At 57.6% G+C, this 13,971-nt stretch carries 13 protein-coding genes; 5 read left to right on the plus strand and 8 right to left on the minus strand.

Annotated features, from left to right (window positions below):
* The first annotated feature begins 68 nt into the window (after window positions 1-68).
* The 3 genes from AC1DVS_RS09430 to AC1DVS_RS09440 all read left to right on the plus strand — a co-directional run bounded on the left by AC1DVS_RS09430 (window position 69) and on the right by AC1DVS_RS09440 (window position 3,569).
* On the plus strand, window positions 69-1,850 hold the full coding sequence (locus AC1DVS_RS09430) for a TIR domain-containing protein (protein ID WP_478022342.1): 1,782 nt from the start codon (window positions 69-71) through the stop codon (window positions 1,848-1,850).
* Window positions 1,831-2,769, plus strand: a complete 939-nt coding sequence (locus tag AC1DVS_RS09435) for a hypothetical protein (protein WP_478022344.1) — start codon at window positions 1,831-1,833, stop codon at window positions 2,767-2,769. Before AC1DVS_RS09430 ends, AC1DVS_RS09435 begins: the two co-directional genes overlap by 20 nt.
* 152 nt (window positions 2,770-2,921) lie before the next feature.
* A complete protein-coding gene (locus AC1DVS_RS09440; protein WP_478022346.1) occupies window positions 2,922-3,569 on the plus strand; it encodes a hypothetical protein in 648 nt (215 codons plus the stop codon).
* Window positions 3,570-4,006: 437 nt separating this feature from the next.
* Here the strand turns inward: AC1DVS_RS09440 and AC1DVS_RS09445 are convergent, their stop codons facing one another.
* From AC1DVS_RS09445 to AC1DVS_RS09475, 7 genes are all read right to left on the minus strand, one after another.
* A complete protein-coding gene (locus tag AC1DVS_RS09445; protein WP_478022348.1) occupies window positions 4,007-5,311 on the minus strand; it encodes a DUF5677 domain-containing protein in 1,305 nt (434 codons plus the stop codon).
* Window positions 5,312-5,752: 441 nt separating this feature from the next.
* Window positions 5,753-6,292, minus strand: a complete 540-nt coding sequence (locus tag AC1DVS_RS09450; protein ID WP_478022350.1) for an antirestriction protein ArdA — start codon at window positions 6,290-6,292, stop codon at window positions 5,753-5,755.
* 305 nt (window positions 6,293-6,597) lie between these two features.
* On the minus strand, window positions 6,598-7,515 hold the full coding sequence (locus tag AC1DVS_RS09455; RefSeq protein WP_478022351.1) for a nucleotidyl transferase AbiEii/AbiGii toxin family protein: 918 nt from the start codon (window positions 7,513-7,515) through the stop codon (window positions 6,598-6,600).
* Window positions 7,505-8,341: a type IV toxin-antitoxin system AbiEi family antitoxin domain-containing protein gene (locus tag AC1DVS_RS09460; RefSeq protein WP_478022353.1), complete on the minus strand. Its 837-nt coding sequence runs from the start codon at window positions 8,339-8,341 to the stop codon at window positions 7,505-7,507. Before AC1DVS_RS09460 ends, AC1DVS_RS09455 begins: the two co-directional genes overlap by 11 nt.
* Before the next feature lie 189 nt (window positions 8,342-8,530).
* Entirely contained in the window at window positions 8,531-9,157 is a 627-nt protein-coding gene (locus tag AC1DVS_RS09465; RefSeq protein ID WP_478022355.1) for a hypothetical protein, read from the minus strand.
* 81 nt (window positions 9,158-9,238) lie between these two features.
* Window positions 9,239-10,597, minus strand: coding sequence for a DUF6035 family protein (locus AC1DVS_RS09470; protein ID WP_478022357.1), 1,359 nt, complete (start codon window positions 10,595-10,597; stop codon window positions 9,239-9,241).
* Between the two features lie 909 nt (window positions 10,598-11,506).
* Window positions 11,507-12,280, minus strand: a complete 774-nt coding sequence (locus AC1DVS_RS09475; RefSeq protein WP_478022359.1) for a hypothetical protein — start codon at window positions 12,278-12,280, stop codon at window positions 11,507-11,509.
* Window positions 12,281-12,918: 638 nt separating this feature from the next.
* On the opposite strand from AC1DVS_RS09475, the gene AC1DVS_RS09480 reads away from it, so the two are divergent.
* Window positions 12,919-13,212: a hypothetical protein gene (locus tag AC1DVS_RS09480; protein WP_478022361.1), complete on the plus strand. Its 294-nt coding sequence runs from the start codon at window positions 12,919-12,921 to the stop codon at window positions 13,210-13,212.
* On the opposite strand, the gene AC1DVS_RS09485 is transcribed toward AC1DVS_RS09480, so the two are convergent.
* Window positions 13,181-13,594: a hypothetical protein gene (locus tag AC1DVS_RS09485; RefSeq protein WP_478022363.1), complete on the minus strand. Its 414-nt coding sequence runs from the start codon at window positions 13,592-13,594 to the stop codon at window positions 13,181-13,183. The two genes, AC1DVS_RS09480 and AC1DVS_RS09485, sit on opposite strands and share 32 nt — an antisense overlap.
* A gap of 174 nt (window positions 13,595-13,768) precedes the next feature.
* Here AC1DVS_RS09485 and AC1DVS_RS09490 point away from each other — a divergent pair, with 174 nt between their 5' ends.
* On the plus strand, window positions 13,769-13,936 hold the full coding sequence (locus AC1DVS_RS09490) for a hypothetical protein (RefSeq protein WP_478022365.1): 168 nt from the start codon (window positions 13,769-13,771) through the stop codon (window positions 13,934-13,936).
* Window positions 13,937-13,971: the final 35 nt, after the last annotated feature.

The following is a 13,971-nucleotide window of genomic DNA, read 5'->3' on the forward strand; positions in this document are numbered from 1 at the left end:
CGCAGTTCCGCTTGGAGATACGCGCGAGCGGTCCATCCTCCTGATGGGGAATATCAGGGGGGCAGATCATGGACTCGGCCAGACCCTTTCGGGCGTTTGTGAGCTATTGCCACGCCGACGCGGCCTTTGCCGCGCGGCTGCAGCGGCGGCTCGAGGCGTATCGGTTGCCGAAGCGGCTTGCCGACAAGGTCGCGCCGCTGCCGGGACAGACGCCGGGGCGGATCGGCCCGATTTTTCGCGACCGGGCTGATCTTTCGGCGGCGGAGGATCTGTCGGCCGCGGTGCGCGAGGCGATTGCTGCTTCGTCGGCGTTGGTTGTGGTGGCTTCGCCGGATGCGGCAGGGTCACGTTGGGTGGCACTGGAGATCCGGCTATTCCGGGAGCTTCATCCAAGTGGGCCGGTGCTCGTCGCGCTGGCCCGAGGTGAGCCTGAGGCAGCACTGCCAGAGGCGCTGCGCATCGAAGGCGTCGAACCGCTGGCGGCGGACTTCCGGCGCGAGGGCGACGGCAAGCGGCTCGCCTTTCTCAAGATTGTCGCCGGCCTCACGGGCATTCCGTTCGATGCGCTGGTGCAACGCGATGCGCAACGCCAGATCCGCCGCGTGACGGCCGTCACGCTGGGGGCGGCGGTGCTGGTGGTAATCATGAGTGCGTTGCTGGTGGTCGCGCGACGCGCTCAGGCCGAGGCGGAACACCAGCGTGTCGAAGCGGAACATCGGCGCGCCGATGCGGAGGGGCTTGTGGATTTCATGCTCACTGACTTGCGCACACGGCTCAGAGCTGTTGGCAACCTTGAGATCATGGGGTCGGTCAATGAGCGAGCGTTGAAATATTTCGACGATCAGGGGGATCCGACCAAACTCGATGATGGCGGCCTGCGCCTAAAGTCCCAAGTGCTGCAGGGTCTCGGCGAGGACGAGATGCGCAGAGGAGCACTCGCGGGCGCCGCTGACCAAATCTCGAGAGCCTATGTGAGTACGCGAGCGATTCTCGCCCGGCATCCGAAAGACCCCGCCGCGTTATACGCCCACGCCCAGAGCGAGTTTTGGATGGGGCTTATCGTCTGGCAACAGAAACGTGACCGGAGTGCCACGATGCGGCATTGGCAGGCGTATGAACGCTTGGCCCGGGAACTCGCGATGCTTGAACCGGGGAGCGTTCGCAGCCAACTGGAGCGGGGGTACTCGACCGGTGATCTTTGCGAACTCAACCTCGCCGACGATCATGATGTGGACGCAGCGCTTCGCGATTGCGCCCAATCGATCGTCTTTGAGCGAGCCGCTCTCAACGCGCAGAAGACAGTCGTAGCGCGATCGGATGCGGCGCGCGGGCCCAGCGAGCGGATTGCCTATCGAACCATGCAAGCCGATCTCGCCAACCGCTTAGGCTGGATGGCGCGAGCCCAGATGGCAAAGCATGATCCGCGCGCCGCAATCGCCACGCGTGATGCGGAAGCGACGTTGATGGATGAAGTGCTCGTGGCCGATCCGCGCAACGCGGACTTTAACGTACGCCGAAGCTGGTCTGACAGCGGCAAGGCGGATGCGTGGCTAGCGCTCAACGAGCCGCAAAAGGCGGTCTCCTTGTTGCGGGCCTCGCTTGCGCGCCATCGCGCGGTGTTCGGAGACAGCAATGATCTCCAGTTTCTCGAGACGGAATTCCGGCTTCAACTATTGCTGGCTCGCGCATTGCGCGGGGCCGGCGAGAAGTATGCCAAGACCATGGCGCGGGCTGATCAGATCGAGACGTTGCTTGGTGCACCGGGGGAGGCGGCCAAGCGGCGTGCGGAGAAAATACGCGAGGGTATGTGGGGCAAAAAGGAGAGCAAAGGTGGAAAAGGTCGATCGTAGGAATTTGATCTTAGCTTCGGGTTTGGGATTGGCAGTAGCCGGCTGTGGCAGGGGCGTCGGCAGTTTAAGTCAAGGCGACAACGTAATCGATCCCTGCGCCGCCGAGAAAAAATCCGGGCTTAGCGTGCTCGGAGAGAAATCTCCGTTCATAGGATTCCAGAAGATAGAGCCTGCGGGTATCAGAGCGAGCAGCGCCACAAATAATGTTCCATTGTTTGGGCTTGACCCCCAAAAACCGCATCCCGGACTTGGAGCGAAGCAAAACCCGGACGGCACTCAACCTATGCCAGGCCCCGCACAGCCGTTTGCGCCTCTTTATGTGGCTATATTTCATTTCGATCTGGAATTCGGCGATAATGCGACCACGGTACTTAATGTAAGATCTGCGCACTGCACCTCGATCGCTGGTGGGACAAACGATTTCGATGCGAATCAGGTAAATATTGCTAACGTAATAAATTACTTTAATGGCAATGAAGTCAAACAGCCACAGTGTATTATTAAAGAAAGAAGTTATGCAAATTTTGGGAAATTAAATTTTAATGCGCCACATCATTTGATAATTTACATGAAAAATGTGTCTCTATATAAAGATTTTCCTGTTTTTTTTGGAAATCAGCTTATTAGTAAAGATAATGCAGAGAAAAATGGAAGTTTTTTTGATGCAAAGGTGCAGGATATTAAAGGAGTTAACCCAGGGCCGCACGGGCCATGTGCGCAAAAAATATTATATATGAAAAATTATTTCCACTATTATGACGAGTTAAATGGAGTGCAGGAAATAAAGGATAAGTCGGCTCATTGGCACTCGATGAATATTGTGGCCACGCTTGTAGCGGGGGATCTTTCGCCCATCGTACTCCCGGTGATCATCGATCCCGACACAGGTAACATGGGCGGCGGCATAGAGAATCCCTAAGCGGAGAGACCCAGCTCACAAGCCTTGGAGGACTCGCAATTGAGTCTCCCGCGTTTACCCTTCCGCCTCTGCGCGAGCGATTGGGTGAGAGACGGACGATGGTGTTTTATCGCGGCTGCTGATCCTCGCCGCTCAGGAAAGGAAGCTCATAGATGGGAATATTCACACCCTATGAAGTCGCAGGCATCAGCACCGGCCCCGATGGCCGTCGCTATCCATATGGCGCCTGCCCAGAGGATTTCGACCCACAGTATGTATGCCTTGTTTATCTGAAGTGGGACCAAGCTGGCGTCGTTGCGAAGCACGCCTATTTCGACATGCCCGCCGATCTTCGTCGGTTTGCGATGGACGAATTCTGGGCTGTCGAGCGGAACGGGACCTGGGTGACGGCGCCGATCCGAGAAGAGGTAAATTTCGAGGGCTTCACCTTCGGTAGCCAGCACCTGATTGTCTTCTTTACCGATCCCGGTGGCGCGCCGATGATGTTCGACAAGGACAATCTGATCCAGTTCGCCGAATGGAGCGCACGCGGTGTGAAGACGCCTGCCACCAGAAGGGCACTTAACAATTGCTTCCTCAATCCTGACGTGAAGGACTGGTTCGAGCGAGACGTGCTCGTGCTGGAGAATTGGTTTGTCGACGAGCAAGGGGCTCCGATCAAATCACCGCTCGAACTCCACTATGCAATGAATGTACATCTTCTGGCTAAGTGCGCCCTGCCCGGATCGGCGGGTGGGCTGTTCGATGTTCCACTGGTGCTCGATCCCGATACCGGCAACGGCATGGGCTACGAACCGTGATCCATTCAGGGCCACCGCCGCGCTTCGTGGTTCCGTAGCGAGTTTCAGCGCGGGGCAGCGGCTATGTTCGGATCGTGGCATCGCCGCAAGCGGGCAACAACGGCGATTCGCTTGACCAATCCTTACGTCATGTGTTCGCGCGTCGGAGCCACGGCTCCGGCGCGCTAGGCATTCATGAACGCGGGAAACGATGCCACGACGACCGTTCCGGTACTCTGACGTGGAAGGGCCGGTTCCTATTTTCGGTTTCCCCTAGAACGCTCAAGTTTGGCTAAGTCCGGTGCGTCTACCAATTTCGCCGCGTCCGAACAGGTCCTGGTGCGGACGGCGGGACTCGAACCCGCACACCCAGAGGGCGAGGGATTTTAAGTCCCGTTAGTAAATAGCTTAACATATTATAAATAAAGGAAAATTGTTCCTCAATTTCCGATAGTGAGCTAACGAAGTGCGTTAATTTTTCGTTTGGCTGCCCTGCGGCTGGAATCGCGGATAGCTCTTTTCAGGCCTTTTTGTTCGTCCCGTTCCAGTTGCCGGGCAGCGGCTTCGAATGCAGAGCAAATTTCAACGCGAAGACGAAGGAGGGCCTGCATGTGCGCGAGCCGGTCGATGTCCCAGGGCTCGCCGATCATCAGCGCGGTAATCTGCATCAGGCAGTTGGCGGTGTTGATACCAGGCTCTTCCAAGCCCGCGTTTGTCGCCCCAGCAATCTGCAAGCTCTCGTAGAATGAAAGAAACTTGCGCTCGAAAGCGCTCGGTCCGGCATGGATGCCGAAGCTGGCGAGTCGGTACTCGGCGCGCATGGCAGCGCGGCCTGCCGCCTCCTGTAGATGCGCAAATGTCGGATTCGTTTGGAGGCCGAAATGGCCCGCCGCCCAACCGTTGGTTTCGCGGAAAGGCTTCCCAAACTTGCGAAGTGCTGCCTCGTATTCCTTCGTGATGGCCTTCGCTTCGCGGGCAGGTACGGCTGATCCACCTGGCTCAGATGCACGATCCTGATACTCGTTCAACATCTTCTTCCGGTCGATGATTGTATGGGCGAGGTAGCGCTCAGCCACCGGGTCACCGCCATCTGCGATTAGGGTAGCGACCGTCGAAACTTCAAAAAGTGTCCGCCACCTGGCCGAAGCCCCATCGGGGTATCCGTTTTCCATGAGGGTAAGGATTTCAGAGGTGATCTGCAGGGCGCGCAGATGGAGGCGGAAAAGAGCCTCGTTGCGTGCGTGGTTGGCCTTCAATTTTGATCGAAGATGCCGCTCATGGAATTCGGACCCGAGGTCACGTGACAACTCTAGGAGCAATCGCAATCCGCCGAGGCCATCGCCCCAGCGATCTTGCAATCTCGCTCTAAATCGACCGATCTCGTCGGTTTCCTTGGGAACGGCCTCGGCCCATTGGTCGCGAAAGTTGGCGAGCAGGTCATGACCCACTTTCTTCGTGAATCCTTCGACGATGTCGGGCAGGTTTGCCGTAAGGTGCTCGACCTTCTCATCGATCTGACGCAAGTCATCATCATCGAAGGTCAGCTTGATTTCGGTTGGGACGTCCGACTTGATTCCAGGGGTGTCATCCGACTGCCATTCGAGGATTCCGTCGCGTCGATTCAAAATATGGTCTGTGATTTTTGTCGCCAATTCAGGTTGGTTTAGTCCCAACGCGGCGAGCTTTGCCGAAACCATCTTCAAGAGCATGGCATTGGGGAGCTTGGCGATCTCCTTTTCGAATGCCTCCTGCAAGATGCCCAAAGTTTCCTCCTGATTGCTTGAAGGCCTATAGCCCTAAAGCCTCGCGTGCATACCCAGGCGGTGCCGGATGACGATCCCGTAAGACGCGTGGAAGCCGATCGGACCATTGTGGATGCGATAGATTGCCGAATCGACTGGGAAGTCCATAGTCTCAAGCCGCAGTTGGGATGCGAGAAGGAATAATCGATGGACGTGGTAACTATTCAAGATGCGAATGGTCATGTGCTCAGTCCTAATGCGCCATTTATCCGCGTGCCCGTCGTCGGCGAGTATGTGGCGACCGGGCCAGGAGGTTGGCAACAAGTAACCGGCGTCGCGCATAGCTGGAACGGTGCTACGCCTATCGTCACGATCAGGGTTGCCCCGGCAGCCGCTCACGGGCTTGGGCTAACGTCAGACGGTCCGCACTCCTAAAAGACTGCGCCGCTTCGGCAGCGCGCCTCATCCGGCGAATACGTGCACTTCCTCGTACCCGGTTTCGATGGTGAAGAGATCGCCGCTTAGCTCCGCGTCGTGCGCCATGGCCTGCCAATCGATGTAGCCGCGCAACCGGTCGGGGATACTCATGCATTCCTCGGTCAGCTCCTGCACGTAATCGGCAAGGCTCGCGTGCATGCCCAGATAGCGCTCGGCGACTGCCTCCCGCGCCTCCGCTAAATCATCGTCGCAATGATCCAGTACCGCTGCGCCCAGCGCGCCATGCTCCACAATGAATGCCGCAATCTCCGTCACGCGGTCGATGCCCTCGCCCTCGGCGATGCGGACCCCACCAAACCCCTCGTAATCGTGGATGGCGTATTCCTCCGCGCCCGCCACCGGCGATGCCTGCAGCATGGCCCGGATATCGTCCCACAGCTCCCACGCGTCCCGCGCGGCATCGATCCAAGCGCCATGCAGTCGGCCGTTATTGTAGGCTGCGAGGCACGCCACGTAGATACGGGGCTGGTCGGTTTCGGTGGTGGTGGTGAACTGAACTCCCATTGCTTCCTCCATGGGTGTTGGGTTTCTGCGTGTGCTGAAACCCTGCCCATCGGCGAGATCGGGGGAGGTAAGCGGAGCAAGAGGCTTCGCGGGGAACCGGCTGCACGGAGCGCAAGCGGAGGAAGCTGGGCGGAAGCCTCTTCGAAGCGCGCCAGGGGCTGGCCCCTTAGCCCGCGTTAGCGATCGTAACCGTTGGCGGAGACTACAGGCTCCGGGCGCGTGACGCCTAGAGCGCGGGCCGAAGGCAACGCCGCAATACGGTGACTTTTCATCTCGCTGGTAAATGCCACCCAGTTGAAAGATGCTTAGGCGAACAGCTTCTCCAGCGCCGTTCGTTGTTGGCTGTGCTTCCGCGGGTCAGCTTGGGAGAGCTTGCGCAGGTTGAGCAGCTTCCACTGAATTGCAGGCAGGGCTTCGGCCGCAGGAAGGCCGATGGCTGCGAAATCGGGCACACCATCGTGGATCGATAGCAGAAAGCGGGCAGCGTTCGTATCGAGCCGTGACTGAAGATCCGCGAGTAGCTTGGCACGCGTAGCGATTAGCACGTCGAGTGAGACCGGCGTGTTGGTCATGCCTTCGAATTCCTGCGCGAAGGGTCGGTCCAGCGCGAGCAGGTTGGGACTGAGCATTTCGTGAAGTGGGCGGCTCGAGCAAGCGACATACACGAGAAAGGCCGTGAAGAGCGGGTCGGTCAGCCCTTCGTTGTCGTAGAGCAACTTCACGTCGTAGAGATCGCGCGGATGCTGGCGATCAACGGCGGCGCATAGCTTGCCGGCGAAGAGATCCTCGAACGCAACGACGGGCATCTCAGCAAAACCGAACGCCTCTTCGACGCGCTCGGTGACCGTCATTCGGCGCGGAGCGAAAATCGTCCCGCGCGTGACCGGCGAGACTTCGATCTTCACCTCGTCACTGCCAAGGCGCAGGGAGAGGCGAGTGTCTCCACCCCCTCCGCCTGCAATGCGCCGCGCTTGCGCACCCGGAATGCCCCGAGTGAGGCCTTCCGGAATGCGCTCGAACGCGGCGTCGATATTCGGGAGCGCCACATCGCGGGGCTCCAAGGGAAGGTAGGTCAGGTCGATATCGACCGACAGGCGGGGCATATCGCGATAGAACAGATTGATCGCCGTGCCGCCTTTCAGCGCGAAGGCTTCTTCGCGTGCAGCAATCGGAAGCGCGCGAACGAGGAGCTGGACCTGCGCGGCGTAACGTTCACGCGCCATCGCTGGGCTCCCGCTTCGGCGCCTGGGCGAACTCGGGCGGCACCATCAGCTGATAGGCGGAATTGAGTTTACCGCCCTCGACGAGCGATCGCGGGCCGCTGCCAAAATCAATCGCTGCGCGATCGAGACGGGGCAGCCACGCGTGGTTGTAGCGATCGGCAAACAGGAAAAAGAGCCGTTTGACCTTGACGCTCTTACACGCGGTCAGCAGTTCCATCAGGCCGCGCGGCCGGAGGTTCGCGAGGCCCTCAAAGATCTTGTCGAGCGTGTCGAAACTCTCTTGCTCGGGCAGCTCGTTCAGCGCCTCCAAGATAGCGCGCTCCGGCGTTGAAACCTTGAGAGGCCAACTCCATGGGCTCGTCGTATCTGCGCCGGACGGATTGAAATCGCTATTTTCGACACCGAGCATGGTGCTGCCGAAAAGCTGGCGTCGCCGCGCGCGTATCGTTGCGTTCAGACTGAGCTTGGGAAGCCAGGTGGGAACATTGCCGAACAGATAGACGTGCGGCTCCCGCCCCAGTGAGAGGTAATGGGAGTGCCCTTGCAGCCCGAGGGCGGTCGTGGCTCCGACATGGAAATCATGACCCATGATCCATTGAGCGGAGAGAACGGCGACTTTCCATTCAGTCGCATTCTTGGTTTCTGACGTGGCGAAGGGGCGGCGGTAGACGCCGCGCGCGACATGTTCGAGCCAGCCACGCTGCTGGTAGTCGTAAACCGAGCTGGTCGTCACACCATGGGCCGCCAACCATCGCGCATCGACCAAAAAGCCCGGAGGCACATGGTCCAGCACAAACTTTAACTTTTGCGTTCTTTGTACACTCATGACGGATATAATAGGCATATTTTGCAGGATTGTCAATCCATATTTTATAGAAGTGTCATTTTATCCGTGATAAACGGATAAAATTGCATGGCCTTGATCGTCCCGGTGCTAAGTTAAGTAGACGGCTCGGGACAGCAGCAGGGAACCACGCGCTCGCCTTGCAGCCCTCTCCGCTCAACCACTCGCCATTCAAAAAGGGATAGATCGGGGATCGACCCAGCCATCGAATTTTTCCGCGCCGATCGCCCAGCGGTCGCCGCGCTTGGCGGCGATGGCTACCGAGGGTCGCCCAGTCACAACCCATGTGGGGAATTTCAACTGCGCTGTCTGATTGGCTAGGCGCGTATGGCAGCGTTCGACAAAGGCCTTCCCCTTTTCCGCGACCATATGATCGCCGTCCATTTCCGTATGCTGCGCGAAACGCCCACGCTCGCGATAGCGGAGATAATTTGGGAAGCCCGCCGAAATCTCCCAAGCGACCGCCGGCATTTTCGCCACTGGAACATTCGCATCCTCGGGTAAGAAATGCGTGCCTAAATCGATCAAGCGCTCAGGGGTCTGGACCCAGAAATGCGAACATTCTCCCTCAACGTTGCCAAAGCCTTTCATGCTTGGATTCTTGCCATCGCGGGGCAGGATGAAGGCCAGGAGATCGCCTCCGACAACGGAAGCCTCTTCGCCTGCATCACGCAACAAGGCCAATATGCCGAAGGAGGCGTAGGTGCAGCGTTTGTGGAAATCCTGCGGGAACACCTCACGCAAGGTTTCCGCAACGATCGCCAGGCGGTGCTCAAGCTGACGTAAATGCATGATCAATGATCGTCTCGCTTCCCTCAGCAAATATGATCCATGCTTCGCCATTGGTGCCGACGACGCCCGGAAACATTGATTACCAGCCTATGCCGCCACCGCCGGCCGCTGGAGATAGCTTCGCACCTTTTCCGCGACTTCGGGAAACAGGAAGGTCATCAACGGCAATAGATCGGGCTCCGGCATGTAGGTGAGGTCATAGTCGCGCATCGCGGCACTAACCGGCTTCATCCTTGATGCCCATTTTCCCTTGGCGTCTTCGTCCGCCATCTGTGCAGACCGCGCGTAGATTTTTACCGCATGACCGAACGCCAATAGCAAACGCGGATGGCTCTCCGCCAGCAGGTGACCGACCTGTACCAGCTTGCTGTAATTCCAGCCGATCGGACGGCCTTCGCGCGCACTATAGAGCGAACTTACCATTGCCCGGATCTCGCCCTCGTTGTCGGGGAAATCCGGCATCGCAATGCCGTGCCGCATCATCCGTTCGCGAAGCTGGAACCAGTTCGCTCGATTTTCGGCTGTGTGGCTGAAGCCTCGGCCATGCTGGCACCAGAACTCGAAAAAATCGGCGCGATCGATCCGTTCAATCTCGGCCTTCGCCTGCGTGGCTTCGGTAAGGATGCGTTCATTCAGAGCGGATTCTTCGCCTTCATAGTCGAAGAAGTAGGCACGTTGCGCCGATCGATCCTGCGTCACCTCATCGAACGCAACAATGTCTTCACGCCACTCATCGGCGAGGATATTCCCCTCGCGTCGCGGTATGCGGTAGTGACAGCGCAGGTGAAACTTCCCCCGTGCCTGGGAGATTGCTGCCGTCTCCTCGTCCACCACAAAAAGGTTGGAGTTATTGGGGAACAGCACGTCGTCCGTCATGAGGCGACGATAGGCAGGATCAAAACTGCCGAATATCCACACCAGCAATGCGCCTTCGTCGCGGTAGAATATCCGCCTACCGACCACGACGCTTAGGAAGGTCGTTGAAAGCTGCACCTCGAAGGCGAGCTTGCCGAGCGCTGAATCCGCCTGCACGTCGGGGCGTCGATAGGCGGCGGGATCATGGAGGCTGCGCCAAGTCTTTTCCTGCGCGATGGCACTGTAGGCGGGATCAACTTGCAGGCTCCGCTCGATCAACTCCTTGATGCGCTTGTGCGGAGCACTTTCGCGCAGGCCGTAGTATTTCCGTTGCCGGATTTCCTCCTCAGTCAGCGGATGGCGGGTTTGGGCCGGACAAGAACCGTCCTCGATGCGATGCCGAAAGAAGAAATCCTTTTCCGGGGTGGCGACCAAATACACTGGGGTGGTGCACAGCGAACAAACGAAGTGCGGCTTTTCATCCTGCATCCGCTCCAGCACCGTGTTGCGCACATTTATTAGGGCTTGGTGGCGGTGGCCTTCAATAAAACGAACCGCGCTTAGGTCAGCGCCCGTGTCGAGGTCGATCACGTCAACAATCTTGGGTTTGACTACCGCTCGTGCCGGAGCAAGTCCCTCAATCGTGATGTTCCGGGTGCGCATATTACCGAGTTCTATCACGGAACATGATGGCAACAAGAGCCTCAAAAAACTACAAGGTTGCCACCGCGATCCATGCGGGGAACCGGCTGCACGCAGCGAAGCGGAGGAAGCTGGGCGGAAGCCTCTCCGAAGCGCGCCAGGGGCTGGCCCCTTAGCCCGCGTTAGCGATCGTCACCGTTGGCGGAGACTACAGGCTCCGGGCGCGTAGCGCCTAGAGCGCGGGCCGCAGCCAACGCAAAGTCATTACTGCGATACGTATTTCGTCCGCATCCATAAGACGCTGCGCGTTACGCCTGCGATGGCCGCTAGCGTCACCGATCGCTTTGCGCGATCCTTACAAGAAGCGGGAGGCCTGAATGGAACTATCTCCTTGCCCAATCGCTGAACTCATATCGTCAGCCTTTGTTGGCTTCTGACGCCTGAGAGACAGTATGTGCGCTCCCGCCTAAACAACGCTGGAGTTTTGAGTATGCCTCAGTTTCGCTGGATCAGCAAAGTACTTGTAGGATCGTGGCATCTTACCCACGCCGAAGCACTGTGCGATGCCCTTGGCTATGGCCAAGCGCTACTAGATGAGGGCCCGGGCTCCATCATCCTCCTCCGGGATTATGTCACTATGGAAAACCGAGAGCGTGTAGACTGAGCCCACGCTACATCTCTAATTCCCTTCATCAATGATGACGTATCGATCATATGAGCCTCCGCGCAGATGAGCCCGGACGCCAGCGATTTCGCTCCAATGGACCCTGACCCTGTGAGGAAAATTCGGGCGACTTGTCATATGGCAGATTGGAATCGTGGGAAGGGTGCCAGTGGCCGCTTGAGGATCCGCCCGCTTTATTCGCGGAAAAGTTCGACTTCTACTGTTTCCGTGTCGGAGGCATGCCGAGTCCCAAGCGGCGCCACTGGCTTGGCGTTTACCGCCCCAAGTTGAAGCGACGGCACGTGCTCATCGCAAAATGACTTCACTGCCACCGCTGTTCGCAGCGTTACCGTGTAACCCGACGGCAGGTTGTCGATAAAATTGCGACGGCTCTGCTTTGCCGTTTCGCGAAGATTTTTCTTCACGTCCGGGAGCTTATTGATCTGATCAAGGGCAGACTTGTCGAAATCATCAATGTGCCAACATGCCGGGATAATCGCCATGTGAACGTACACGTCGAGCGGGCTCACTCCGTCGGGCAGGAGGCCCCGATTTGCCAAATCCTGAAGCGCCAATTCGCATGCCAGCAAGATCAGCGCCGCCTTTTGAAAATACAGTGCTTTCACTGCGGGAACGAAGCGAAACTGGGGCAATCCGCATTGCGCCCAAATGCCTCGAGGGCCGGGCATGCGCAGCCAGTTGGTTGCGGTCCCGGCGATTTCCACAGCCAGCTCTCCATGCGGGACCATATCGGAAGGCCGATGCAAGCCGCTAACTTTGGTGAACCAGGCCCAGCCACCGACATAAAAGCGCATTTTGTTGCCGTGGTGGTGTTCCCAACCCGCGTAGCACTCCGCACTTCCGGGGTGGTCAATGATCGGTTCGCTTAACAGCGCTTCGTATTCGACCGGCCGCACAGGCGGATCGGGCGGGTGGCGATCGAAGTTTGCGCTGGCCGCCCCTGTCATAGCAATCCGCCGTGGTTAACTCACGGCCTATCGCACGAATTCGCCACCTTTGGAAGGCTGCGATGTCAACCCAATTCTGCGCACATTCAGGCGTTTTTTGGCCTTCGCAGGCCATATTACACCTACTTACACGGACGCAGACTCCTAAGGCCAAGCGACATCGACAGGCTTCACCTTTTTACTTTGATTTGCAACTACTTGTTCTCGGAGCGCTGCTGGCACTTGAGGTTGAAAACAACGTGGATTCGGCCCCTCCGACGAGCCGCAGGGGCCCGAACACTTGTCGCGGCTCTGAGTGGGGCCGCTGCGGAAACTCCGAGCCCGGCCGGGATATGTCACGGCCGATAAATCTATCGGGAGGCCGGTTAGGCTGTACCGACCCCGAATCGTAAGAACATTGTATAACGATCACCTCAGATCAACACGTAACGGTCCCAATGCGTGCAAAGGTGACTGTCTGCGTCGCGCAATCTCAATTTCGCTGAGTGTCGGGTAAGTACTTGGCTACACGCTAAAATGGCATATTGAATTCTATGCGAGGGTCTTTCGCTCGCACGATGCCTCGTGAAGTCTGTTCCTGAATTGTTCCATTTTCCCGAGTTCGTCAGACGTGATCTTCCACACATGGGAGTATCGTTATGGAACCCGCGACAAATCGAACGATGTTTCGTTGCGTTGAGTTGCTTCTCGGCGTGCCGCTCTGGGATACATTCAAGCCAGCTACCTGCATGGCTGACTGCCTGCACACATTTCTGGCTCAACCGGAGCTGGCTCAGGTCGGCGCCATAACCATCGTCACCATTATCACCAGGGTGCTGTGGTCATCCGCCGTCGATGCGGGGCGCGACGCCAAAAGGCTTATGCGTGGGCTGCTCGGCAAGCGCTTGAAGCCGCAACCGGTCAACGACCTATCTGATCCGCCGAAGGCTTGATTTCATTCCACCCGAGAATTTTGGCATCCATATGCAAGGGCAATTCGCCTTCGGCCAGAAATCGCTCAAGGCAGTCCATCTCTCTAGGTGTTGCAGTGGTGCGGGTTGCGACATCCAGGGCCGAAAGCTGGAGTACATCTCCAACGCGGATGATGCCCTGCCGAAACAGCTCGTTCGCCATCCGTCTTAGTCTGGGCTGCTTAGCCACGAACGAAACAAAGCTCATGCGCATGATCGGAAGATACGACCTTGGAATGTATGTAGTAAAATGTACCGTGTTTTCTGGCAAATGTGTTTTAGTGTAAGGGTGTTTGATAACGAAGGTCTTGACGATATAGCCTGAGACGGAGCCAGACGCATCAACTATCGGTTTGGAACGCATATTCGCGTTATTTCGTCTTTAAGTTCAGCTCACGATTACAATATATTGAAGTCGTGAGCCAATGCTGCGCGAATTGTCATCAAATTGTCACACACTAATGTCGTGCCCTGCGCTATCCTTCCCGTATCTAAGGAGAGCTATTCCGCTATCCTTCTTACATCAAAGGAGAGCTAAATGAACAAATCTGACGATCAAGCTGCAATTACACGTTGTGAGCAAGCCGGAGAATTGGCGGGGTATGTGGCCAGTAAGAATCACATGCCCAGTCAGCGGGTGAGGGAGGCCATCTTGATGGCAACAGCAATGGCAGCTGCCATACAGAAGACCAACGGCAGAGAGTAATCTCGCTGTTCGCCGGTGAAAAGGGTCCGATTCGA

This window comes from Sphingomonas sp. P3_C5 (assembly GCF_056402635.1).